At 63.1% G+C, this 22,288-nt stretch carries 20 protein-coding genes; 4 read left to right on the top strand and 16 right to left on the bottom strand.

The genetic code is table 11. The annotated features are described in order from the left end of the window. Window positions 1–50 precede the first annotated feature (50 nt). From der to VJX68_RS17015, 6 genes are read right to left on the bottom strand one after another with little or no spacing between them, the layout of a single operon-like run. Window positions 51–1,502: a ribosome biogenesis GTPase Der gene (gene der / locus VJX68_RS17040; RefSeq protein ID WP_324096916.1), complete on the bottom strand. Its 1,452-nt coding sequence runs from the start codon at window positions 1,500–1,502 to the stop codon at window positions 51–53. Then, complete coding sequence (era, locus tag VJX68_RS17035; protein WP_324096930.1) at window positions 1,499–2,386, bottom strand: GTPase Era; 888 nt, start codon at window positions 2,384–2,386, stop codon at window positions 1,499–1,501. Before era ends, der begins: the two co-directional genes overlap by 4 nt. Continuing rightward, complete coding sequence (gene rnc / locus VJX68_RS17030; RefSeq protein WP_324096915.1) at window positions 2,379–3,140, bottom strand: ribonuclease III; 762 nt, start codon at window positions 3,138–3,140, stop codon at window positions 2,379–2,381. Before rnc ends, era begins: the two co-directional genes overlap by 8 nt. Next, window positions 3,067–4,398, bottom strand: a complete 1,332-nt coding sequence (mtaB, locus tag VJX68_RS17025) for a tRNA (N(6)-L-threonylcarbamoyladenosine(37)-C(2))-methylthiotransferase MtaB (RefSeq protein ID WP_324096913.1) — start codon at window positions 4,396–4,398, stop codon at window positions 3,067–3,069. The genes rnc and mtaB overlap by 74 nt, the downstream gene beginning before the upstream one ends. A gap of 2 nt (window positions 4,399–4,400) precedes the next feature. Beyond that, entirely contained in the window at window positions 4,401–5,507 is a 1,107-nt protein-coding gene (gene mnmA / locus VJX68_RS17020; protein ID WP_324096912.1) for a tRNA 2-thiouridine(34) synthase MnmA, read from the bottom strand. Continuing rightward, window positions 5,504–6,667 carry a cysteine desulfurase family protein gene (locus VJX68_RS17015; protein ID WP_324096911.1) on the bottom strand — a complete coding sequence of 388 codons (1,164 nt, stop codon included), beginning with the start codon at window positions 6,665–6,667 and terminating at the stop codon, window positions 5,504–5,506. The genes mnmA and VJX68_RS17015 overlap by 4 nt, the downstream gene beginning before the upstream one ends. 76 nt (window positions 6,668–6,743) lie before the next feature. On the opposite strand from VJX68_RS17015, the gene VJX68_RS17010 reads away from it, so the two are divergent. After that, complete coding sequence (locus tag VJX68_RS17010; protein ID WP_324096910.1) at window positions 6,744–7,940, top strand: NAD(P)/FAD-dependent oxidoreductase; 1,197 nt, start codon at window positions 6,744–6,746, stop codon at window positions 7,938–7,940. 97 nt (window positions 7,941–8,037) lie between these two features. Further along, window positions 8,038–9,048, top strand: a complete 1,011-nt coding sequence (locus tag VJX68_RS17005) for a DUF4331 family protein (protein ID WP_324096909.1) — start codon at window positions 8,038–8,040, stop codon at window positions 9,046–9,048. A gap of 36 nt (window positions 9,049–9,084) precedes the next feature. Here VJX68_RS17005 and cysE read toward each other — a convergent pair whose 3' ends face one another. The 3 genes from cysE to VJX68_RS16990 are packed head-to-tail and all read right to left on the bottom strand — an operon-like array spanning window position 9,085 to window position 12,759. Next, window positions 9,085–9,783: a serine O-acetyltransferase gene (gene cysE, locus VJX68_RS17000; protein WP_414643498.1), complete on the bottom strand. Its 699-nt coding sequence runs from the start codon at window positions 9,781–9,783 to the stop codon at window positions 9,085–9,087. A gap of 49 nt (window positions 9,784–9,832) precedes the next feature. After that, the gene (gene cimA / locus VJX68_RS16995) at window positions 9,833–11,506 is read right to left on the bottom strand and encodes a citramalate synthase (RefSeq protein WP_324096907.1); all 1,674 of its coding nucleotides are present in this window, start codon (window positions 11,504–11,506) and stop codon (window positions 9,833–9,835) included. 5 nt (window positions 11,507–11,511) lie between these two features. Further along, the gene (locus VJX68_RS16990) at window positions 11,512–12,759 is read right to left on the bottom strand and encodes an aspartate kinase (protein WP_324096906.1); all 1,248 of its coding nucleotides are present in this window, start codon (window positions 12,757–12,759) and stop codon (window positions 11,512–11,514) included. A gap of 144 nt (window positions 12,760–12,903) precedes the next feature. Between VJX68_RS16990 and VJX68_RS16985 the strand changes: the two genes are divergently transcribed. Then, the gene (locus VJX68_RS16985) at window positions 12,904–13,242 is read left to right on the top strand and encodes a cupin domain-containing protein (protein WP_324096905.1); all 339 of its coding nucleotides are present in this window, start codon (window positions 12,904–12,906) and stop codon (window positions 13,240–13,242) included. 18 nt (window positions 13,243–13,260) lie between these two features. Here the strand turns inward: VJX68_RS16985 and tsaE are convergent, their stop codons facing one another. After that, window positions 13,261–13,764, bottom strand: a complete 504-nt coding sequence (tsaE, locus tag VJX68_RS16980; protein WP_324096904.1) for a tRNA (adenosine(37)-N6)-threonylcarbamoyltransferase complex ATPase subunit type 1 TsaE — start codon at window positions 13,762–13,764, stop codon at window positions 13,261–13,263. A gap of 30 nt (window positions 13,765–13,794) precedes the next feature. After that, window positions 13,795–15,348, bottom strand: a complete 1,554-nt coding sequence (locus tag VJX68_RS16975) for an NAD(P)H-hydrate dehydratase (RefSeq protein ID WP_324096903.1) — start codon at window positions 15,346–15,348, stop codon at window positions 13,795–13,797. 88 nt (window positions 15,349–15,436) lie between these two features. Here VJX68_RS16975 and VJX68_RS16970 point away from each other — a divergent pair, with 88 nt between their 5' ends. Further along, window positions 15,437–16,183, top strand: coding sequence for a pyridoxine 5'-phosphate synthase (locus tag VJX68_RS16970; protein WP_324096902.1), 747 nt, complete (start codon window positions 15,437–15,439; stop codon window positions 16,181–16,183). 3 nt (window positions 16,184–16,186) lie between these two features. Here the strand turns inward: VJX68_RS16970 and glmM are convergent, their stop codons facing one another. The 5 genes from glmM to ftsH all read right to left on the bottom strand — a co-directional run bounded on the left by glmM (window position 16,187) and on the right by ftsH (window position 22,245). Next, a complete protein-coding gene (gene glmM, locus VJX68_RS16965; protein WP_324096901.1) occupies window positions 16,187–17,554 on the bottom strand; it encodes a phosphoglucosamine mutase in 1,368 nt (455 codons plus the stop codon). Next, a complete protein-coding gene (locus tag VJX68_RS16960) occupies window positions 17,538–18,521 on the bottom strand; it encodes a CdaR family protein (RefSeq protein ID WP_324096900.1) in 984 nt (327 codons plus the stop codon). The genes glmM and VJX68_RS16960 overlap by 17 nt, the downstream gene beginning before the upstream one ends. Before the next feature lie 30 nt (window positions 18,522–18,551). After that, window positions 18,552–19,304 carry a diadenylate cyclase CdaA gene (gene cdaA / locus VJX68_RS16955; protein WP_324096899.1) on the bottom strand — a complete coding sequence of 251 codons (753 nt, stop codon included), beginning with the start codon at window positions 19,302–19,304 and terminating at the stop codon, window positions 18,552–18,554. Next, window positions 19,297–20,235: a dihydropteroate synthase gene (gene folP / locus VJX68_RS16950; RefSeq protein WP_324096898.1), complete on the bottom strand. Its 939-nt coding sequence runs from the start codon at window positions 20,233–20,235 to the stop codon at window positions 19,297–19,299. The genes cdaA and folP overlap by 8 nt, the downstream gene beginning before the upstream one ends. An 81-nt stretch (window positions 20,236–20,316) precedes the next feature. Further along, the gene (gene ftsH / locus VJX68_RS16945) at window positions 20,317–22,245 is read right to left on the bottom strand and encodes an ATP-dependent zinc metalloprotease FtsH (RefSeq protein WP_324096897.1); all 1,929 of its coding nucleotides are present in this window, start codon (window positions 22,243–22,245) and stop codon (window positions 20,317–20,319) included. Window positions 22,246–22,288 lie beyond the last annotated feature (43 nt).

Here is a 22,288-nt window from a genome sequence, read left to right as displayed (position 1 = left end):
CGCGCGGCATACGAAATGCCGCCGCGTTCAACGTTCCACAAGCGCTTGTCCTACGCGCGCGCCGGTTTGATTCGCGGCGCGGGACGGTTGCGAGGCTTGCCGCGCGTAGGTCGGGGCGGAGCACCTTGCACCCACGAACGGCCGGTGCGCCGAAAATCGAGTCGCAGCGGAGTCCCGACCAGTCCAAGTGCTTTTCGAAATCGCGTTTCGATGAAGCGAATGTAATGCGCCGGAATGCCGCGTTCGACGTTGGTGAAAAATCGAAGCCGCGGCGGCGCGCTGCCGACCTGCGTCACGTACATCAGGTTCAGGCGCCGCCTGTCGACCTGCGGCGGATCCATCGCGGCGGACGCCTCCGCCAGCGTTCGATTGAGCCGCGAAGTCTGAAAAACCGCGCGCCACGAATCTCCCGCCTGCGTCGCCGCCGGAATGATTCCGTCCACACCATCGCCCGTCACCGCCGACGTAAACACCATAGTCGCATACTCGAGGAACGGGTAACGCTCGTGCGCGTCGCGAACGAACGTCGCCACCTTGCGCCCCGCCTTCGCCGCGACGTCCCACTTGTTGCAGACGATCACCATCGCGCGATCGCTCGTGTCCGCCAGCCGCGCCAGCCGCGCGTCCTGGTCGGTGATTCCCTCGCTCGCGTCGATTACCAGCAGCACGACGTTGGCGCGCCGAATCGTTTCGATCGCTCGGCCCACGGAATGACGCTCCAACTCGCCTTCGACCCGCGGCGGCCTCCGTATTCCCGCCGTGTCGATCAACAGCACGTCGCGCCCATGCGAGGTCAGCCGCACGTCGACCGGATCGCGGGTCGTGCCGGGAGTATCGTCGACGATCGCGCGCTCGAATCCTGACAAGCGATTCAGCAGAGACGACTTCCCGACGTTGGGACGGCCGATCAGCGCGAGCCTCAAATCGGGCGATGCGGCCGCGGCGCCTTCGCGCTCGGGTAGTCGCGCGACGACTTGATCGAGCAGCTCCTCGACGCCGCGTCCGTGCGCGGCCGATATGAAAAACAATTCGTCTCCGCCGAGCGCGTAGAACTCGGAGGCCTCGGCCTCCTGCCCCGGCCGATCGATCTTGTTGACCGCCATGATCAGCGGGCATCCGGTTTCGCGCACCAGCGCAAGCGCTTCCGCGTCAGCCTCGCTCAACCCGCCTCTTCCATCGAGCATGAAAACCACCACGTCGGCGACGCCGACCGCGGCGAGCGCCTCGCTGACAATCCGCTCGGTCATCCGCTCATGCCCGCCCAGCTCCAGCCCGCCGCTATCGACGACGACGAATTCGCGGTCGCCGTATTTCGCGCGCGCGAAGTTCAGATCGCGCGTGGTGCCGGGAATCGCGCTGGTGATTGCGCGTCCGCCCTTCGTAATTCGATTGAACAGCGTCGACTTGCCTGCGTTCGCGCGCCCAACCAGCACGACAGCCGGCAGCCCTTCGGCCGCGATTCGCCGCGCCTCGACGCCCGAGTCTCTACGCGGATTCGTCACAGTCCGAACTCCGCGAGCTTGCGCGGATCGCGCGTCCAGTCACGCTCGACCTTGACGGTGATTTCCAGGAACACGTGCGCGTCGAGAATTGTCTCGAGCTCGAGCCGCGCCGCGGTGCCGATCTCCTTAAGCGTGCGCCCGCCCGCGCCAATCAGCATGCCTTTGTGAGACTCGCGATCGACCACGACCGTCGCGCCGATTCGCTTGAGCCTGCGCTCCTCGTCATCTTCGAATTTCTCGACTCTGACCGCGGTCGAGAACGGTATCTCTTGGCGCATCTTCAGGAAAATTTTCTCGCGAACGATTTCTTCCGCGATCATTCGTTCGGTCTGATCGGTGTACTCATCAGGCGACATCAGCGCTGGGCTCTCCGGCAGCATCCGCTTCAGAGTCAGCAGCAACTCCTCGACGTTTTCGCCGGTCAGCGCGCTGACGGGCACGATCTCCGCCCCGGGGAATCCCTGGTTGATTTCCTCGATCAGCGGCAGCAGTTGCGCGCGCGGCATGCGATCGACCTTGTTGATCGCAACGACCGTCGGACGGCCAAGCGCGCGGATATCGATCAGCACCGCGCGATCTCCCGAATTGAGATGATCGCCCGCTTCCACCACGGTCAGAATGACTTCGCCTTCCGCGATCGCCCGGCGCGCCGTCTGCACCATGCGCTGATTCAGTTGCTTCTTCGCCTCGTGAAGTCCCGGCGTGTCGATCAGCAGGATCTGCGCGTCGGCGTCGCTGCGGATTCCGAGAATTCGACGGCGCGTGGTTTGCGGACGCGGCGTTACGATCGCGACCTTGTGCCCGACGAGCCGATTCACGAGCGTGGATTTACCGACGTTCGTGCGGCCCGCAACCGCCACGAAGCATGCGCGATGCTCACCCATTGCGCTCACCGCGCTCTTCTTCAATTCGATCCAGCGCGAGGCGCGCGGCAGCCTGCTCGCTCTGTTTCTTGCTGCCGCCTTCGGCCACGCCGAGCTCGCGCCCCGCGATTCGTATTCGGGTCGTGAAGCGCTTGGCATGGTCTGGGCCATCCGTCCCGATCAGTTCGTACACCGGCTGGGTGCGAAAATGCCGGTACGCGACTTCCTGCAATTCGGTTTTGTAATCGCGCTCGGCGGCCGGCCCGCCGATATCGTTGGTGAAGAGGCGTTCGACTACTTCCTGCGCGGGCGCCAGTCCGCCATCGGTATAGATCGCGCCGATCACCGCCTCGAACACGGCCGCAAGAATCGAGGTCTTCTCGCGCCCGCCGCTTTTTTCTTCGCCTTTGCCCAGCCGCATCATCTCGTTCAACTCAACCGACTGCGCCTTGAGCGCTAGCGTGCGCGCATTCACGATCGACGCGCGCTGCTTGGACAGCGGGCCTTCTTTCGCCGTCGGAAATTTGCGCATCAGCAGATCCGCGATCGCAAGATCCAGCACCGCGTCGCCAAGAAACTCGAACCGCTCGTAATGCACTTCGCTGCCGACCGCCGCGCTCGGATGCGTCAGCGCGGTCTCGAGCAGTTCCGGCCGCACGAACGCATAGCCGAGCACGCGCTCGAGTTTGGTGCCGGGACTTTCAGGAAGCTCTGCCGCAAGCGGTTCCGTCCGCCCACGGCCGAACAATCTCCCCAACCAGTTGGGTGCCTTCAACGGTTGACGCCTCCACCTCGACTTCGCGGTTTGTCAGTTCATCGGGGCCCTGCGTCGACACCCGCACGTAGTTGCGGCTGTATCCGCGCATCTCGCCGCCCGGCCCGCGGTCTTCAAGTAATACCTTAAGTTTTGTCCCGACGAAGCGCCGGGCGAATTCCACCCGCTTGCGCTCTCCGAGTTCGCGCATCAGCGCCGCGCGCCGCTTGATCTCCGCCGCCTTCACGCGTCCGGAAAATTTTGCCGCCGTGGTTCCGGCTCGCACCGAATACGGAAACACGTGAAAGTACGCCAGCGGCATCGATTCGACAAAGTTAAAGTACGACTCGAAATGCGCTCCCGTCTCGCCCGGAAACCCCACGATGAGGTCGGTGCCGATCGCCGCGTCCGGCCACGCGCGCAGCACGCGCTCGACGCGATCACGAAAATAATCGCGCTCATAACGTCGCCGCATTCGCAACAAGGTATCGTCGTCGCCCGACTGCAGCGGGAGATGCAGATGCGGGCAGAATTTTGCGTTGCTCGAAATAATTTGCACGATCCGATCGCTCAACTCTTGGGGATCGAGCGAGCTTATCCGCACCCGCTCGAGCGGGCATCGCTCGGCAACCATCTCTAGCAGGTCGGCCAGCTCGACCGGCGGCTCGAGATCCTTGCCGTAGCCGCCAAGATGCACCCCCGTGAGAATAGCTTCTTTGAAATCGCGCGCGTGAAGATCATCCAGCGCCGCCATTACGCGGCGGGGCTCGACGCTACGTGAAGTGCCGCGCGAAAACGGCACGATGCAGAACGTGCAGAACTGATCGCATCCCTCCTGCAATTTCAAGAACGCGCGCGTATGACCGTCCAGCGTGACCGCGGCCAGCTCAATCGGCGCCTTTTCCTTGCGCAGGTTCGTGACCATCACGCGCTCAACGGCTCCCGAAGCGGCTGCGCGCTCGAGGTCGTCAAGCCTGCCGAGCCCGATCACGGCATCGACTTCCGCCGCCTCCGCCAGCATGTCGGGACTCGCCTGCGCCAGGCATCCGGTCATGACGACGCGCGCATTCGGATTGAGCCGCCGCGCACGCCGCGCTATCCGCAGACTCTCGGCGTCGGCGCGATCGGTAATCGTGCAGGTGTTGACGATATAAACGTCGGCCTGTTCAGTGAACTCGCGGCGTTCCATCCCGCGCGCGCGCAGCCGCGAATCTATTATCGCCGAATCGTACTGATTGACCTTGCACCCGAGCGTTGCGATTGCGAAGCGCGTCGCCATACTCAGTTCGCTCGCCCTTCCGTGATCGCCCGCTCGATAAATCCGCCGCCGAGCACTTCCTCACCGCGGTAAAAGACGCACGCCTGTCCGGGTGTCACCGCAGGACCGCCCGACGCGAAACGAATCTCAGCGCGGCGCAGAGAATCGACGCGCATCGTCGCCGGGATCGAGCGATGCCGATAGCGAATCTTCACCTCGACGCTCAGCTCGCCGCCCGACGCGATTGAACCATCGACCAGGCTCACCCGGTTCGCGATCAAGCCCGATGAATCGAGCTCTTCGCGGCGCCCGGCGACGACCTCGCCCAACTCGGCCCGAATCTCGCGAACGTAGAGCCGTTCGCCACTGGCGACACCGAGCCCGCGACGCTGCCCCACGGTGAATCGATGCACGCCTGCGTGATCGGCCAGCCGCTTTCCTCCGCCGTCAATGATCGAGCCGGGACGCAGTCGCGCGGGATCGCTTCTGCGCTCGACAAAGCTCGCGTAGTCGCCATCCGGAACGAAACAGATTTCCTGGCTCTCCGGCTTGTCCGCGGTCGCCAACCCCAACGCGCGGGCGCGGGCACGAACTTCAGTCTTGGTCATCTCGCCGAGCGGGAAAATGGTTCGCGCGAGTTCGTCCTGCCCGAGCGTGAAAAGAAAGTACGACTGATCCTTGGAGTCGTCAGCCGCCCGCAGCAGATGAAACATGCCGTCCGACCCGCGCTCGATCCGCGCGTAATGCCCGGTCGCGACGTACTCGGCGTTCAGCGCGCGAGCGCGGCTCCACAAGCGATCGAATTTGATCTCGCGATTACACATCACGCACGGATTCGGCGTGCGCCCGCCGAGATATTCGGAAACGAAGTTATCGACCACACGAGCGGCAAAGTCAGCGCGCAGATCGATCACGTAGAACGGGAAATTCATCCGCTCCGCCACCCGGCGCGCATCTTCGAAGTCGTCATGCGAGCAGCAGGTTCCTCGGCGCTTCGCGACGGGCACCGATGGCTCGGGCGCAAGCCGCATCGCGACGCCGACGACGTCGTAACCCTGCTCGCGCAGAAGAGCCGCCGCGACGGAGCTGTCCACCCCGCCAGACATCGCGACCAGCACTCGCGGCTTCATCGCGCGCTCGCCTCCGACAGAGGCTCGGCGGCCGCTACTCGCCGCCACACAGCCGGGATGATCGCCTCGACAGCGTCGATTTCATCCGCCGTGTTGTCCCAGCCAAGGCTGATTCTAAGGGAGCTGCGCGCGCCGGCGACGCTGCGGCCCAGCGCGCGCAACACGTGCGACGGCTCGACAGCTCCTGCCGCGCACGCCGATCCCATCGAAACTTCAACGCCTTCGAGATCGAGCGCAATCAGCATGCTCTCGCCGAGCACGCCGGGGAACGTGAGGTTGAGCGTATTCGGCAGCCTGCCGGCAAGCGGGCCGTTCAAGCGAAGTCCGGGAATCGTCTCGCGCAGTCTGTTCAGCAGCGACATCGTTAGCGAACCGATTCGCTCTGATTCTTCGCGCATCGCATTTATCGCCGCCTCGGTCGCAGCGCCAAACGCCACTGCGCTAAGCTGATTCGGCGTCCCCGCGCGCACGCCGCTTTCATGCGGCCCGCCAAAAATGATCGGCGCGATGCGTGCGTAGTCACGGACGTACAAAGCGCCAACTCCGGCGGGTGCGCCGAGCTTGTGACCGCTGAGCGTCATCAGATCGCATCCGAGAGCCGCCACGTCCACCGGAATTCGGCCAACCGCCTGTGCCGCATCGATATGAAGCAGCGCGCCAGCCTTGCTGCATCCCGATGCGAGCGGCGCAAGATCCTGGATCGTTCCTACCTCGGAGTTCGCGAGTCCGAGCGCGACCAGCGCGGTCTCGCCGTCGAGCGCAGCGAGCACCCGCGCAGGATCGATTCGTCCGTCGGAGTCGGGTGCGATTCGCACCACCTCAAAGCCACGGCGCTCGAGTTCCGCCAGCGGAGCGAGGATCGATGAATGCTCGATCTCGGATGAAATAATTTTACGCCTCCGCGACGCCGCGGTGATCGCGCCGAAGATTGCAAGATTGTTCGACTCAGTGCCGCCGCTGGTAAACACGATCCGCCGCGGCTCGGCGCCGACAATCGCGGCCACCTGAGCCCGCGCCGCCTCGAGCATCCGTCGCGAGCGCTGGCCCGCTCGATGCACCGACGAGGGATTCCCTCCCGCATCGGCCAGCAGGCGCGAAATCGCGGCGGCAGCCTCGACGCGAAGCGGAGAGCCCGCGTTATGATCGAGATAAATCGGCATAGACGGTTTTGTTCGCCACCAGTGCGGCGACTAGCTTATCGTACACCGATCGACGGCAAAAGACGGGGTTCGCCGCGTGACGCGGGCATCATCGAGCGAGAACACAATCGTAATCGGAGCGGGCGTTGTCGGATGCTCGCTCGCGTTCCATCTTGCGCGGGCAGGCGCTCGCGTGCGCCTGTTCGACAAGGGCGGGATTTGCGCCGGGATGTCGGCGCGGTCGGGCGCGCTGGTCAGGATGCATTACACGTTCGCGCCGGAAGCCGAGCTGGCATGGAAGAGCCTTCACTACTTCCGCAACTGGGGCGACATTGTCGGCGGGCGATGCGGTTTTGTCGAGACCGGCTTCGCGGTCGTGGTTGACGAGCGCAACGCGGCGCGGCTGCGCGCGAACGTCGCGATGCTCCAACGCGTCGGCGTCGATACAGAAATTGTGACCGCGGCGGAGTTGCACGAGCGCGAGCCTGGCACCTTCGTCGATGACGTCGCGCTAGCCGCGTTCGAAGCGCATAGCGGATACGCCGATCCGGTTGCGACCACTGAGTCGCTGGCGGCCGCCGCAAAGCGTCACGGCGCGGAGTTCTCGACGAGTACACCGATCGTGCGAATCTTGCATCGCGGCGGACGAGCTGCGGGCGTCGTCGACAGCGCCGGGCACCTTTACGAGGCCGAAGCGGTGTGTGTCGTGGCCGGTCCGTGGACGGATGCGCTACTGGCGCCGCTGGGCGTGAAGATCGGCATCAAGAGCGAGCGCGCACAGACTGCGTTCTTCAAGCGGCCGTCTCAGCTCAGGCACTGCATCTATATCGATACGATCGCTGGCAGCTATTTTCGCCCGCATGCCGACGATCTGACGCTGGCCGGGCTCGGTGGATGGAAGCATGAGGCAGAGGCGAATCCCGACGATTTCCGCGAGACCAATGATGACGACTTCGTCGCCGCCGTGCGCAAACGCCTGGCGCAGAGGATTCCCGCGATGGCCGATGCGCCGTATGCTCGCGGTCACGCCGGAATCTACGACGTCAGCCCCGACGCGCGCGCCGTGATGGGCCCGGTGCCGGGCGTCGAGCGCCTCTTCGTCGCCGCCGGCTTCAGCGGGACGGGATTCAAAACCGCACCGGCGGTTGGCGCGTCGATGGCCGAGCTGATTCTGACCGGCACCTGTGCGACGGTTGATCTGACGCCGTTCGGCTTCGAGCGAATCTTAAACGGGCGGATGATCGAGAGTCCGAATGAGTACGAGATGGGCGCGGGCTTTGGACATAAGCTCTGACGCCGTCGAAAAAGGCGGGGCGACATAAGATCTACCGTTTGTTACGATCCTGGCGGACGGCGTAATCGCATCTTCAATTTTCAAAGGAGATAAAAATATGTCGAACCACTTCACTGGACTCAGTCTCGGCCCGCCGTTGGGTGACCAACGGCTCGACCTCTGCGACCTCTACGCGTTCCAGGCGCCCGCGGATCCGTCGCGGACCGTAATCATCCTCAATGCAAATCCGAACGCCGACGCACTCCATCCCGATGCCATCTATCGCCTTAACATCGACTGCGACGGAGATTTGCTGACAGATATCGCGCTCAGCTACGTTTTCTCGAAGCCGCAAAACGGCAGGCAAACGTTCAACGTATTTCTGGCCAAAGGCACGGAGTCGCGCTCCGTAGAAGCTGTCGGGAAGAAGATAGTCGCCGATGCAGAGGTCTCGTTCGGCCCCAAGCCCAACATCGTCAATGCGGGCGATTACACCTTCTTCGCCGGCAGTCGCAGCGACGCTTTCTTTTTCGACTTCGACGGAATCAAGAATCTGTTCGATATCAGGGGCAAACGGAACTTCACCGAGCCTCACCTCGGCGCCAAATCGCCATGGACCGGCGTGGATTCAAATACGGAAGCCAATGTGTTCTCGACGGTGATCGAGCTGCCGACGAGCGAACTAGCGCCGAAGCCCGAAATACACATTTGGGGACGATGCAGCGTGCGCAAAGACGGCAAGCTGCTCCACGTCGATCGCGCGGGTCATCCAAGCGTCAGCAGCTTCTTCAACACCGACGACACCAAATTGGAATACAACGCCAGCGAGCCGGTTAACGATCGCAAGCGCTGGCTCGATCAGTTCGTGCATCTGATGGGCCACACCGGAAATTACACGCGCGAAGAGGCGATTGCCGCGATCGACAAGGAGCGCACACTGCCCGACGTGCTGAGTTTCGATCCGTCGAAGCCGGCGAAATATCCCAACGGCCGCGTCTTCACTGAGGACGTGATCGATTACCGCCTCGCGTTCCTCACCAAGGGCGAATGCCCTCCCAGCGGCCTCAAGCCGCACACCGACACTCTAAAGGAGTTCCCGTACATCGGCACGCCGCATCAGAAGAAATAGAGCAGCGCAACCACGCAGGAAGTATCCGCTGAAAAACTAGCCCTTGTTGGCGAGGATGCGATCGGGCGGCGGGTGATGCTCGCTGACTTTGTCTTCGAGGCAATCCTGCCGCTCCTCGATCTCTTCCATCCGCACGCCCATCCGGTTGAGCTTCTCGATTAGATTGCCCATCGCGCGTGCGACCGGGTCAGGCAGCTTGGCGTGATCGAGCTCCATCACGTCGTGGCGAGCGTTGTCGCCTTCGATCACTTTGCCGGGGATTCCCACGACCGTTGACCATGGCGGTGACGACGACACGACCACGGCGCCCGCGCCGATGCGGCTGCCTTCGCCGATTCGTACCGGGCCAATGACCGACGCGCCCGTGCCGACGATCACGTGATCCTCGAGGGTCGGATGCCGCTTTTCCTTCTTGAGGCTGGTGCCGCCGAGCGTGACGCCCTGGTAGATGAGGACGTCGTCGCCGATTTCCGTAGTCTCCCCCATCACGATGCCCATCCCGTGATCGATGAACAGGCGGCGGCCAATTTTCGCGCCGGGGTGAATCTCGATTCCGGTGATGAAGCGTGCCAGCTCGCTGACCAAGCGGCCGAGCAGCTTGCAGTGATGCTCCCAGAGCCAATGTGCGATGCGATAGGCCCAGATAGCGTGAAGCCCCGGATACAGGAGCACCACTTCGAGCGAAGTGCGCGCGGCGGGGTCGCGGTCGAAGACCGACTGGATGTCTTCCCTCATTCGGCTCACAACACCCATGGCACGTTCCTTTTCCGCCTCCCGCTGCTGTTCAAGCTTTAGGATGGGCGGCGTGACTGTTCTCCGCGGATTTGGCGGACCGCGGACGCGCTCCGTTGTGTTTGCTCGCCGCCTTCGCTCGCGGCTTCACGTTATCCTTGTGCAGCTTGTATTCGACCGAGTCAACCAGCGCCTGCCAGCTCGCCTCGACCACGTTGCTCGACAGCCCGACCGTGCCCCATCGGCGCTTGCCGTCCGTTGATTCGATCAGCACGCGGACACGAGCCTCGGTGCCCGCGCCGTTGTCGAGCACCCGGACTTTGTAATCGACCAGCTGCATCGCCTCAAGATTCGGATAGTACGGCAACAGCGCATGACGCAGCGCCGAATCGAGCGCGTTGACGGGGCCGTTGCCGATCGCGGAGTTGCGCGTGCGCACTCCGTCCGGCCCTTCGATCACGACCACCGCCTCGCTGAATGGCGCGCGATCCTCATGCCACTTGTCGTCGAACACGCGGAAGCTGACGAAGTTGAAATGTTCCTTCGCGAGGCCGAGCGTGCGCAGCATCAGCAGCTCGAACGAAGCATCCGCACCGTCGAAGGTATAGCCCGCGCCCTCGAGCCGCTTGAGCTCGTCGAGCAGCAGCCCGATCTTGTCGTTCGCCGCATCGAGGTCGAGGCCGAATTCTTTGGCCTTGTACACGATATTGGCGCGGCCCGACAGCTCCGAGAGCAGCACGCGGCGATCGTTGCCGACCAGCGCGGGGTCGATATGCTCGTAAGTCGCCGTGTTGCGCTGGATTCCCGACACGTGCAGCCCGCCCTTGTGCGCGAACGCGCTGCGGCCAACGTACGGCTGACGCGCGAATGGCGTGATGTTCGCGAGCTCGTAGACCAGCGTGGAGACCTCGCGCATCGTCTTAAGCTTCGCGGGCGGCACGCAATGGTATCCGAGCTTGAGCTGAAGGTTCGCGACGATCGAGACGAGGTTCGCGTTGCCGCATCGTTCGCCAAAACCGTTGACGGTCCCCTGGACCTGGACCGCACCTGCCTGCACGCCGGCAAGGGTATTGGCGACCGCGACCTCCGAGTCGTTGTGGCAGTGAATTCCGATCGGGCAATTCACCGCCGCGCTCGCCGCCGTTACCGCGGCTTCGATTTCATGCGGTAGGCGGCCGCCGTTGGTATCGCACAGTGCGATCAGCGTGACGCCCGCGTCATCGACCGCCTTCAGACACGCGAGCGCGTACTCCGGATTGTGAAAATAACCGTCGAAGAAGTGCTCGGCATCGAAAATCGCCTCGTCAAAGTTCTTTTTCAGAAACGCGATCGTATCGTTGAGGATCTCGAGATTCTCGTTGAGCGGGATTCTGAGCGCCTCGCGCACGTGCATGTCCCAGGTCTTGCCCACGACCGTCGCGACCTGAGTGCCGGTGCGCAGCAGCAGTTGAAGATTGCGATCGGCCGAGGCGCGCACTCCGGAGCGGCGGGTAGAGCCGAAGGCCGCGATCTTCGCGTGGCGAATCTTGATCTTCTTGATCTCTTTGAAAAACGCCGCGTCGCGATCGTTCGAGCCCGGCCATCCACCCTCGATATAATCGAAGCCGAGATCGTCCAGCCGCTCCGCAATCGTGACCTTGTCCTCGACCGTCAGCGAGACGTCCTCGGACTGGCACCCGTCGCGCAAAGTGGTGTCGTAAACCTGGATATGTTTTGCATCCGCCATCGGACTCAAACTGACTCCCGCGGCGCGGCATTCGGCCCGCCGTCGCCGTTGATAAACGCGTCGTGCAGCGCACGCATCGCGAGCTCGCCGTATTTCGAATTGACCACGACCGACACTTTAATCTCCGAGGTCGAAATCATCTCGATATTAATCCGCTCCGCCGCCAGCACCTTGAACATTGTTGACGCGACCCCTGCATGCGTCCGCATGCCAACCCCGACCACCGAGACCTTCGCGACCTGGTCGTTGTACCGCACGCCCGCCGCGCCGATTTCGTTCGCCGTGCGCGTGACGATTTCGAGCGCGCGCTTGAGATCTTCGCGCCCGATCGTAAACGTCATGTCGGTGCGGCCGTCGGCGCTGGCGTTCTGGATTATCATGTCCACGACGATTCCCGCGTCCGCAATCGGGCTGAAAATCTTCGCCGCGAGCCCGGGCCGATCCTCGACGCCGGCTACCGTTATCTTGCTTTGGTTCTGGTCGAGCGTTACGCCCGAGACGAGCACGTCCTCCATCGACTGATCCTCTTGTCCGACCCACGTCCCCTCCGCTTCACTAAAGCTGGAGCGGACGACGAGCGGCACGTTGTAGCGGCGGGCAAGTTCTACCGAGCGGGTTTGCAGGACCTTAGCGCCGAGTCCCGCCATCTCGAGCATTTCATCGTACGAGATGCGCCCGAGTTTTTTCGCCTTCGGGCAGATGTTGGGATCAGCAGTATAAACGCCGTCCACGTCAGTGTAGATTTCGCACGCGTTGGCTTTGAGAGCGGCTGCGAGCGCGACCGCGGTCAGGTCCGACGCGCCGCGGCCAAGCGTGGTAATATCGCCGCTGGGGTTGACGCCCTGGTATCCCGCTACGACAACAATCTTGCCGTCGTCGAGCGCCCGCATAACGCGCTCGCATTGCACGGATTTGATTCGCGCGCGGCCATAATTCGAGTCGGTGGTCAGGTTCATTTGAAAAGCGAGAAAAGAAACCGTCGGATGCCCCATCGCCTGGAGCCTGATCGCAAGCAATGCGGCCGACACTTGTTCACCCGTCGCGACCAGCACGTCAGTCTCGCGCGCGTTCGGCGATTCGCTCAGTTCGGAAGCGAGCTTGAACAACCGGTTCGTCTCGCCAGCCATCGCGGACACGACCACAACGATCCGATCGCCGGCGTCGCGGGCCCTGACGACGCGATCGGCGACCGCCTTGATCCGCTCGATCGAACCGACCGAAGTTCCGCCGTATTTTTGAACGACCAATCCCACCAGAATGCCCTATCTGCCCCGAAAAATGGGGTAATCGAGTATTATGTTCGGAAAATGGCCCCCAAACCAGCCCCCATGCTACCGTAACTTCTTGCCGCGGCCGGCGGTTGATATAGGTATCAGAGGCAATGCGGAGATCAGCAAATGCCTTTCATCGACACTAACCGACTGAACACCATCGAGCGCCTGCCCGGCTGGAAAGGAAAATACTTCGATTCGGAAAGCATGACCTTCGGCCACTACGTATTCGAGGCGGGCTCGACAATCCACGAGCATTCCCACGCGAACGAAGAAGTCTGGAACGTCATCGAAGGCCAGCTCGAAGTGACGATCGGCGGCAACAAGCAAATAGCCGGGCCCGGCTTCGTAGCGATCGTGCCGCCGGAAACCCTTCACTTCGTGAGAGCAATCACAAATGGACGCGCAATCGTCGTGGACTATCCGCTGCGCCGCGAGATGAGCGGCATCAAACCGGCAAGATGAAAATTCGACGACGCGGCCTCAGGCGAAGCGCCGCTTCAACCTGGAAATAATCTGCGCGTGGCGCGAGTCGCCGGCGCTGAATTCTATCCGCCGCAGATTCGCACCGGCGTAGCTGATTCGGACCGACAGATACTCCATCTCATCGCCGCCGCGCAGACGTTCGAACCATTCCACCGCCGCAACACCTTCGGAAAACAAGTATTCGCGAAGACCCAGGTCGTCGAGCGTTGCCTCTTCGAGCCGGTACAGATCGATATGATAGAGCGGGAAGCGCCCGTGATGCTCCTGGATCATTGTGAAGGTTGGACTCAGGATGTCCTCCTCGCGCAGGCTGAGTCCGCTCGCGAGGCCCTTGATGAAGCAGGTCTTGCCCGCGCCGAGATCGCCAGTCAGGCCCAGCAGCTCACCGCCTTCGAGCAGCGACGCCAGCCGACGTCCCCACGATTTAGTCTCGTGCGGCGAGCGGCTCTCGATCACCATCGTGACCGCAGCCGCTCCGGACTCTGTAACAGCATTAGCCATCTTGATTACTCACTAACTATCATAGCTAAATTACTCAGTTAGTGCTTCCAGCGCCGCCGGCAGCTCGTCGATAACGTCGCCCGCAATATAGCCAACTCGCCCCATCCGCTGCGCGACGCGATCCGCCGCATCGCCGTGGAGGAAAACGCCGAGCGCGAGCGCGTCAAGCGGTCGCATGTGCTGTCCGAGCAGCGCCCCGACGATACCCGACAGCGCGTCACCCACACCCGGCGTGGACATGCCTGGATTCCCGGTCGAATTGACAAAGATGTCGCCGTCAGGCGAGGCGATAACCGAGCGCGCACCCTTAATCAGCACGGTCGCCCTGGTTAGTTCCATCAAATTGCGCGCGGCTGAGACGCGATCATCGTTGATTGTCGTCGTCGTAACTCCGAGCAGACGCGCGGCTTCTCCCGGATGAGGCGTCAGCACGACGGGACCATGCGCACGCTTCAGAACTCCGCAGCCGATCGCGGCGAGCGCGTTGAGCCCGTCGGCATCGATCAGCATCGGACGCTCTGGCGCGCAGGCGTCCGAAATCAACCATTCGACGAGCCGCTTCGTATCGTCGCTGACTCCGATTCCCGGTCCCACGATCAGCGCGTTCTTGCCCGGCAGCAACATCTTCAGCGCGTCGGGCGCATGAGCGCCGTCAAAATGGCCGTCGCGATCTGCAATCGGTTCCGTCATCAGTTCGGCCTGCCCCGCCGCGACTATCGGCTGGATCGACTCCGGCACCGCCGCCGTTACCAGTCCCGCGCCCGCTCTGAGAGCCGCGCGCGACGCGAGCAGGACGGCGCCGGACTTGCCGCGACCGCCGGCAATCACCAGCGGATGCCCATACATTCCCTTGTGCGAGTCGATTGGGCGCGGGCGAATCAAATGCTGCAAGTCCGCGCGCTCGAGAAATCGTCCGCGCGGCGCTATCTCTTCAATCGCGCGGGGTGCGAAACCAATATCGACGATGCGCAGTTCGCCGCAATCCGCCGCGCCCGGATACGAAACATGGCCAAACTTCGCGAACCCGAAGGTCACCGTCAGCGAGGCGCGGATCGCCGCGCCCATGACAGCGCCGGTATCCGAGTTCACCCCCGACGCGATATCTACCGCGACCGTCGGCACGGCGAATGAATTAACAATTTCGATCGCGCGGCGGGTGCCGTCCTTCACCTCCGCGTGAAGCCCCGTGCCGAAAATCGCATCGACAACAGCGCTCGGCCGTTTGCTCAGCGCGGCTTCGAGACTCGACTCTCCCGACGCCTCGATCACCTTGCCGCCGCATTTCCGAAACTCCGCATGTGCGCGTGCGGCATCGCCCTTCAAGTCCGCCGCACGGCCGAGCAGAACCGCTCGCGCCGCGAAGCCGTCTTGAGTCAGCCGCCGTGCGGCGACGAATCCGTCGCCGCCATTGTTACCCTTTCCCGCCACGACGAGCACGTCCGTCGCCGCGTCGGGAAATCTCTCGACCAGCGCGTCGGCAACCGCTTCGCCCGCACGCATCATCAGCGAATACGACGGGATTCCATACTTTTCATGGCTGAGGCGATCGAGTTCGCGGCTCTCGGCGGCGTTGAGTAAAATCATCGTCAGCTATCCCGGCAAAAATATTACACCATGCGCACCACCCGTGAATGCGCGCTGTAGCTCTGGTAGCCTTGCGGTCGGTGGCCAAGTGATTCGCCTCAGCGTCAACGTCAACAAAATCGCCACGCTCAGAAATGCGCGCGGTGGAAATATTCCCAACGTCGTCGAGGCCGCGCGCACGTGCATAGCCGCAGGATGCCACGGGATAACGGTGCATCCGCGGCCCGACGCGCGGCATATCACGTTTCAGGACGTCTTCGACCTGGCCGCAATGCTGACGGTCGAGTTCAATATCGAAGGATACCCCGGCGCGGAGTTTATCGACCTCGTGATGCTGGTGCGCCCGACACAGGTGACCCTGGTGCCCGATCCGCCCGGCGTGCTGACCTCGAACGCGGGATGGAACCTGACGAGTGGATCGGCGGATTGGCTGGGCGACTTGCTCACACGGTTCCGCAAGGCCGGCATCCGCACGAGTCTTTTTCTCGAGCCCGACGCCGAGCAGATCAAACGCGCGCGAAAGCTCGGCGCGGATCGAATCGAGCTATACACCGGGCCTTATGCGAAGGCCTTCGGCACGCCGGAAGGCAACGTGATTCTCGCGGCGCATCGCGAGGCCGCACGCCTGGCGCGGAAAATCGGGCTCGGCGTGAATGCGGGCCACGATCTCGACCTCAAGAACATTCCCGCCTACGCGAAAGCGGCCAAAGGCTTGCAGGAAGTCTCGATCGGCCATGCGCTGATCTCGGACGCGCTCTATGTGGGCCTGACGCGCACGGTGAAGTCGTATCTGAAGGCGCTGGGCTCGAAGCCGCTGATGGTCAAACGAAAATAACGGTCAGAAAGCGCCGGCGTATTTCTGAATCGCGGCGCCAATCTCTTGCGCGAGTGTCTTGATCTGAACGCCGTCCTCGCCCTCGACCATCACGCGCGCCAGCATCTCGGTCCCTGAATATCGCACCAGCAGCCTGCCAGTGCCCGCGAGCCGCTTTTCGGCGTCGGTGATTATTCGTTGAACGTCGGGCATCTCGGCGAATGGCACACGACTTTTGACGCGCACATTTTCCAGCACCTGCGGCACGCGGCGCATCGCGCGCAGCTCGGCGAGCGTCCGTCCACTCTCGGCTAGGTGCGCGAGCACCAGCAGCGCGCTGATCAGTCCGTCGCCGGTGGTCGAATGGTCCATGAAAATCACGTGGCCCGACTGCTCGCCGCCAAGGTTGTACGAGTTAAGCCTCATCTCGCGCGCCACAGCGGGGTCGCCGACCTCGGTGCGAATCAGCCGCACGCCCGCGTCGCGAAGCGCCAGCTCGAGTCCGAAGTTGCTCATCACTGTCGCGACGACAGCGTTGCCGTGGAGCCGGCCTTCAGCAGCGAGCTTGCGCCCGAGCAGCGCCATCACATCATCGCCGTCGAAGACTTCGCCGCGCTCGTCGATCAGCATCACGCGATCGCCGTCGCCGTCGAGTGCGATGCCGACGTTGCAGTGCTCGCCCAGAACGGTTTGCCGAATCGCGTCGAGATGCACTGCGCCGCAATTCAGATTGATGTTGGTCCCATTGGGCTCGGCCCCGATCGCGACGACCTCGGCGCCCAGTTCCTCGAGCGCCTCGGGACCGACCTTGTAGGCTGCGCCGTTGGCGCAGTCGATCGCCACCTTCAGCCCGTCGAACACGACCGAGCGCGGCAGGCACGACTTCAGAAACACCAGGTAACGGCCGAGCGCGTCGTCGATTCGGGCCGCCTTGCCGATATCGTCCGGGCGCGCGCGATGCCTCCCGATTTCGGCCTCGTCGAACACCAGCGCTTCGATTCGCCGCTCGGTCTCGTCGTCGAGCTTGAATCCTTCGCGCGAAAAAAACTTGATGCCGTTATCCTGGAAGGGATTGTGCGAGGCCGATATGACCACGCCCGCATCAGCGCGCATGCTGCGCGTCAGAAACGCGATCGCCGGCGTAGGCAGCGGACCGACCAGCCACACGTCCACGCCCATCGAGCAAATCCCGGACTCGATCGCGGTCTCGAGCATGTAGCCCGACAGCCGCGTGTCCTTGCCGATAAGAATTCTGCGATGACGCCCCGTCGTATTGCGGAACACGTGCGCGAGCGCACGGCCGAGCTTCAGCGCCGTCTCCGACGTGATCGGCTCCTCGTTGGCGACTCCGCGGACGCCGTCGGTGCCGAACAATTTACGATGGGTGCTCATCGGCAGTAGTGGTCAGCTTCTCGTGATACATCCGCAGTCTAACCTTGTCGGGCGACTGGCGCACCAACTGCATCCCGTCCGGCAGCGTCACCTGCAGCGGTAATTCGTGCGAGCCTGGCGCTACGCCCTTGGCGTCGACATACGCCAGCCCCTTCGGCGCGAGGCCCGCCAGCTTGACCGCCGGTCCGCGAATCGTCAGCGTCGCCTGCCTCGGCTCGACGCGGTACTTGAAATCGCTGTCCTTCACTTCCACGTCCACCGCGCGAAACTCGCGGTCGGTGATCGCCTCGGCGACGTTGACCTTCGCCTCGACGTGACCGGTGGACAGTCCCAGCGACGGATCGGGCGGCACGATATCAACCGAACGGTTGGTATCCGAGGTGAGTCCCTTCAGGTCGAACGGCTCCGTGCTGACCGACGTGAGCGGCTCGACATAGCGGCTCGGCCCGACGATCGTCACACTGGGCGGCACAATGTCCACCGACGAAATCGTGTAGCCGGGCGCGACCTTGTCCTCGACCGCCAGGTGCACTGGCACGTCGCGCGTAACCATCCGATCGATATCGAGCGACAACTGATCCGGCGAGATGCTCGTGACGGCGGTATTCCGTCCCACGTTGAACATCGCGGGATATATCTTGTATTCGGATTGCCCGGCAGCGACGGTGCGCAGATCGATCTTGAGCGTGAGCCGCTCGGGGTCCAGCAGAGACAGCAGCGTCCGCGGACCGGTGACTTCGATTTTCACCTGTGCCGGCGGACGGTTCACGATCACCATCCCGTTCGGCAGCGAGGCATAGCTGATAGGCACCGTCAGCGACTCGACCGAGCCGCGCTCGCCCGCGTTGACGAATATCCACAACCCGATCGCGAGCACTACCGCGAGGACCCGCAGCCCGATGTCGCCGCCGCGAAGCCGTCGCGAGCCTCTGGCTGCAAACAAATAATTGAAATCGCCAAGCCTCATCGTGCGTCGTCGCTCTTCGCGTTCATGCTCCTAGCCCGGCAGCTTCCTCAATGTGGACAGGACCTCGGCCGGCTCCAGTCCACGGCTCAGCACGCCGCCGCGCGCCAGCGAAACCTGCCCGCTCTCCTCCGACACGACCAGCACGACCGCGTCGCTGTCCTCGCTCAGCCCAATCGCCGCGCGATGCCGCGTGCCGAGCGACAGACTCACGTTGGGATTTTGCGACAGCGGCAACAGGCACGCCGCCGCGAGTATCCGATCGCCATTTATTATCACGGCGCCATCATGCAGCGGAGAGCCGTTCATGAAAATCGTTTCGAGCAGTTCCGGCGAGACCCTGCCGTCCACGATTCTTCCGCTTTCGACGAACTCGCCGAGCCCATCGTCCTGCTCGATCACGATCAGCGCGCCCACTTTGCGCGCCGACAGCCACGCCGCCGCCGTCGCGATTTCTTCCGCGGGCGTGACCGCCGCCGAATTGCGTCCGAGGAAGGATTGCGCACCGACGCGAGTCAGCGCGCGCCGAATGTCCGCCTGGAAGATCACCACCAGGATCACGAACAACGATCCGAGAAAATTATTAAGCAGCCAGTTGAGGGTGAACAGTCCAAGCACCTGTGACGCCACGAACGCGCCGCCCACGATCACCATTCCCAGCACCATCTGCATCGTGCGCGTGCCGCGAATCAAAAGCGCGATCCGGTAGATCACATACGCCACGATCAGGACGTCAAGGACATCCTGCCACCGCGGCTGCGGAATCATTGGTATGTAGTTATGCATCGCGCCTGAACCGCCGATCCCGTCCCGTCATTGCCGCGGCCATTCGCATCGCGGCAACGCCGGCACCTACGTCATGCACGCGCACGATCGAAGCGCCCGCCGCAATCGCGAGCGCATTCGCCGCCGCCGTGCCGAATTCCAGCTCCCGCTCGCCCGCGCCGGCAATTCGCGCCACGAAGGTCTTGCGCGACGCTCCTACTAATACGGGATAGCCGAGCGCAAGGAGGTCGGGCAAGGCGGCCAGCAATTTCAGATTATGCTGCGCGGTCTTGGCAAAGCCCAGTCCCGGATCGACGATGATTCGCGCGCGCGCGACTCCAGCCGTCGCAGCAAACCTCGCACGCGCGTCCAGGTACTCGACGACCTCCCTCACCACGTCGCGGTAGCGGGCGAACGCGATATGATTCGCGGGACCGCCGCGCATATGCATCAGCACCACCGCGCACTTCGTCCGTGCCGCGAGCGGCGCCATTTCGCAGTCGTGCCCGAGCGCCGTGATGTCGTTGATTATCGCCGCCCCCGACTCGAACGCGACGCGAGCGACCTCCGCCCGGCGCGTGTCGATCGAGATCGGCACGCGCAGCCGTTTTCCCAGCCGCGCGAGCACCGGCGTCACTCGCGCTAGCTCAACTTCGACTGGTATCTCTACTGCGCCGACAGGACGCGACGATTCTCCGCCCACGTCGATCACGTCGGCGCCCGCCGCTTCCATCGCGAGCGCATGTTCGACGGCGCGATTCGGGTCGAGATATCTGCCGCCGTCGGAGAAGGAGTCGGGCGTCACGTTAAGCACGCCCATCACTGCGGGAAATTTGATTATGCGGCCGTCGGCCAGCTTGAGGTTCGCAGGAGCGGGTAGGAATTGCGGCGCTCGCTTGCGCGAGCCGCGATCATTGGATGAGGACTTGGATTGAATCCGCGAGCGTCGCATAGCACCGCCCCCACTTCCCCTCCACGCGTGGTTATTCACTCGCGATTGTGAAGCACCGCTATCGAGCGCTCCGAGAGACGACTAAACCAGAACCGGCTTCGGCGGGAGTCCTGGCACCGGGCTCTCGTCCTCGACGCGCTTTTCCTTGCCCGTGTCCGGCCCGGGACGCGGCGGAAAATCATTGCGCACCGCAGCCGGCGACGGCGGCAACGGGCGCCCTTCGCGGAACGCCGTCACCATCGCCTCGACTTCGCTGCCGTCGAGCACTTCCTTCTCGAGCAGCCGCGCCGCGATCGCATGGAGCAGCACCAGATGGTCCGACAGCAGTTGCCGGGCCTTCTGATACGAGTCGTCGATTATCTTGCGCACCTCGCGATCGATCTCGAGCGCCGTCTGCTCCGAGTAATCCTTATGATGCGAGATGTCGCGGCCCAGGAAAATCTGCTCCTCGCGCCGCCCGAACGTCATCGGGCCGAGCTCCTTGCTCATGCCCCATTCGCAGACCATCTTGCGCGCGAGTTCGGTCGCCTTTTCGATATCGTTGCCCGCGCCCGTCGTCATCTGCCCGAACACCAGCTCTTCCGCCGTGCGCCCGCCGAACATCACCGCGAGCCGCGTCACCAGATAGTCGCGCGGATAGGTGTAGCGATCGTCCATCGGCAATTGCTGGGTGACCCCGAGCGCCATTCCGCGCGGGATAATCGTCACCTTGTGGACCGGGTCCGCGCCGGGCTGCAGCATCGCGACCAGCGCATGCCCGCCTTCGTGGTACGCGATTATCTTGCGCTCCGAGCCCGACATCACCATCGAGCGCCGCTCCGCGCCCATCATGACCTTGTCCTTGGCCAGCTCGAAGTCCGACATCTCGACCTTGTCCTTGTTGCGGCGCGCCGCCAGCAGCGCAGCCTCATTGACAAGGTTCTCCAAATCGGCGCCCGCAAAGCCCGGCGTCGAACGCGCAATCTTGCTGCCATCGACGTCGTCGGACAGCGGCACTTTGCGCGTATGCACCTTCAAGATGCCCTCGCGTCCTTTCACGTCGGGGAGAGGAACCACCACGCGCCGGTCGAATCGGCCCGGCCGCAGCAGCGCGGGATCGAGCACGTCGGGACGGTTGGTCGCCGCGACGAGGATCACGCCCTCGTTGGCCTCGAAACCGTCCATCTCGACCAGCAACTGGTTGAGCGTCTGCTCGCGTTCATCATGACCGCCGCCAAGTCCGGCCCCTCGATGGCGTCCCACGGCGTCGATCTCATCTATAAAAATGATGCACGGTGCATGCTTCTTGCCCTGCACGAACAGGTCGCGCACGCGCGACGCGCCCACGCCAACAAACATCTCGACAAAGTCCGATCCCGAAATCGAAAAGAACGGCACGCCTGCTTCGCCCGCAATCGCGCGCGCGAGCAGCGTCTTGCCAGTTCCGGGCGCCCCGACCAGCAGCACGCCCTTGGGAATTCGGCCGCCCAGCCGCGTGAAGCGCTTGGGGTCGCGCAAAAATTGAATTATCTCTTCGAGCTCGTCCTTCGCCTCGTCGATTCCCGCGACGTCGCCGAAGGTAACTTTGTGCGTATTCTCAGTCAGTAGCTTGGCGCGGCTCTTGCCGAACGACATCGCCTTGCCGCCGCCAATTTGCATCTGTCTCATGAAGAAAATCCACAGCGCCGCAAGGATCAGCACCGGGAACCACTGCATCAGCGCGATCATCCACCACGGATCGCCCTCGGCCGGCTTGGCCGCGATCTTGACGCCCTTCTCGCGCAGCGTCTTGACCAGGTCGGGATAAGCGGGCGCGTTGACCTTGAAATGGTCTCCGCTGACGGTGTCGCCCTTGATCAGGTCGCCCTGGATCGTTGCCTGCGCAACCTGGCCCTTTTCAACCTGGTTGAGGAAGTCGGAGAAAATTATTTCAGGTTCTTTGGGCTGCTGCCTGCTGAAGATATTGAACAGCAGCAGGAACATAAGTCCCAGCACCAGCCATAGTGCAATACTGCGGGAAAACTGGTTCATCCTATTAGCAAAGTATCACGCGCGTTAATACGCACGCAACGTG

Origin of the sequence: Binatus sp. (SeqCode), from assembly GCF_035272065.1 — a bacterium.
Taxonomy (GTDB): Bacteria; Desulfobacterota; Binatia; order Binatales; family Binataceae; genus Binatus.
Note: the sequence above shows the minus strand (reverse complement) of the source record. Positions and strands in the feature narration are given on the sequence as shown.

What these genes read in the sequence shown, in the direction of transcription:
- era (WP_324096930.1), bottom strand. Translation starts at nt 2,386, where the DNA reads ATGGGTGAGCATCGCGCATGCTTCGTGGCGGTTGCGGGCCGCACGAAC.
- mtaB (WP_324096913.1), bottom strand. Translation starts at nt 4,398, where the DNA reads ATGGCGACGCGCTTCGCAATCGCAACGCTCGGGTGCAAGGTCAATCAG.
- mnmA (WP_324096912.1), bottom strand. Translation starts at nt 5,507, where the DNA reads ATGAAGCCGCGAGTGCTGGTCGCGATGTCTGGCGGGGTGGACAGCTCC.
- VJX68_RS17015 (WP_324096911.1), bottom strand. Translation starts at nt 6,667, where the DNA reads ATGCCGATTTATCTCGATCATAACGCGGGCTCTCCGCTTCGCGTCGAG.
- VJX68_RS17005 (WP_324096909.1), top strand. Translation starts at nt 8,038, where the DNA reads ATGTCGAACCACTTCACTGGACTCAGTCTCGGCCCGCCGTTGGGTGAC.
- cysE (WP_414643498.1), bottom strand. Translation starts at nt 9,783, where the DNA reads ATGAGGGAAGACATCCAGTCGGTCTTCGACCGCGACCCCGCCGCGCGC.
- cimA (WP_324096907.1), bottom strand. Translation starts at nt 11,506, where the DNA reads ATGGCGGATGCAAAACATATCCAGGTTTACGACACCACTTTGCGCGAC.
- VJX68_RS16985 (WP_324096905.1), top strand. Translation starts at nt 12,904, where the DNA reads ATGCCTTTCATCGACACTAACCGACTGAACACCATCGAGCGCCTGCCC.
- tsaE (WP_324096904.1), bottom strand. Translation starts at nt 13,764, where the DNA reads ATGGCTAATGCTGTTACAGAGTCCGGAGCGGCTGCGGTCACGATGGTG.
- VJX68_RS16975 (WP_324096903.1), bottom strand. Translation starts at nt 15,348, where the DNA reads ATGATTTTACTCAACGCCGCCGAGAGCCGCGAACTCGATCGCCTCAGC.
- glmM (WP_324096901.1), bottom strand. Translation starts at nt 17,554, where the DNA reads ATGAGCACCCATCGTAAATTGTTCGGCACCGACGGCGTCCGCGGAGTC.
- VJX68_RS16960 (WP_324096900.1), bottom strand. Translation starts at nt 18,521, where the DNA reads ATGAGGCTTGGCGATTTCAATTATTTGTTTGCAGCCAGAGGCTCGCGA.
- cdaA (WP_324096899.1), bottom strand. Translation starts at nt 19,304, where the DNA reads ATGCATAACTACATACCAATGATTCCGCAGCCGCGGTGGCAGGATGTC.
- folP (WP_324096898.1), bottom strand. Translation starts at nt 20,235, where the DNA reads ATGCGACGCTCGCGGATTCAATCCAAGTCCTCATCCAATGATCGCGGC.
- ftsH (WP_324096897.1), bottom strand. Translation starts at nt 22,245, where the DNA reads ATGAACCAGTTTTCCCGCAGTATTGCACTATGGCTGGTGCTGGGACTT.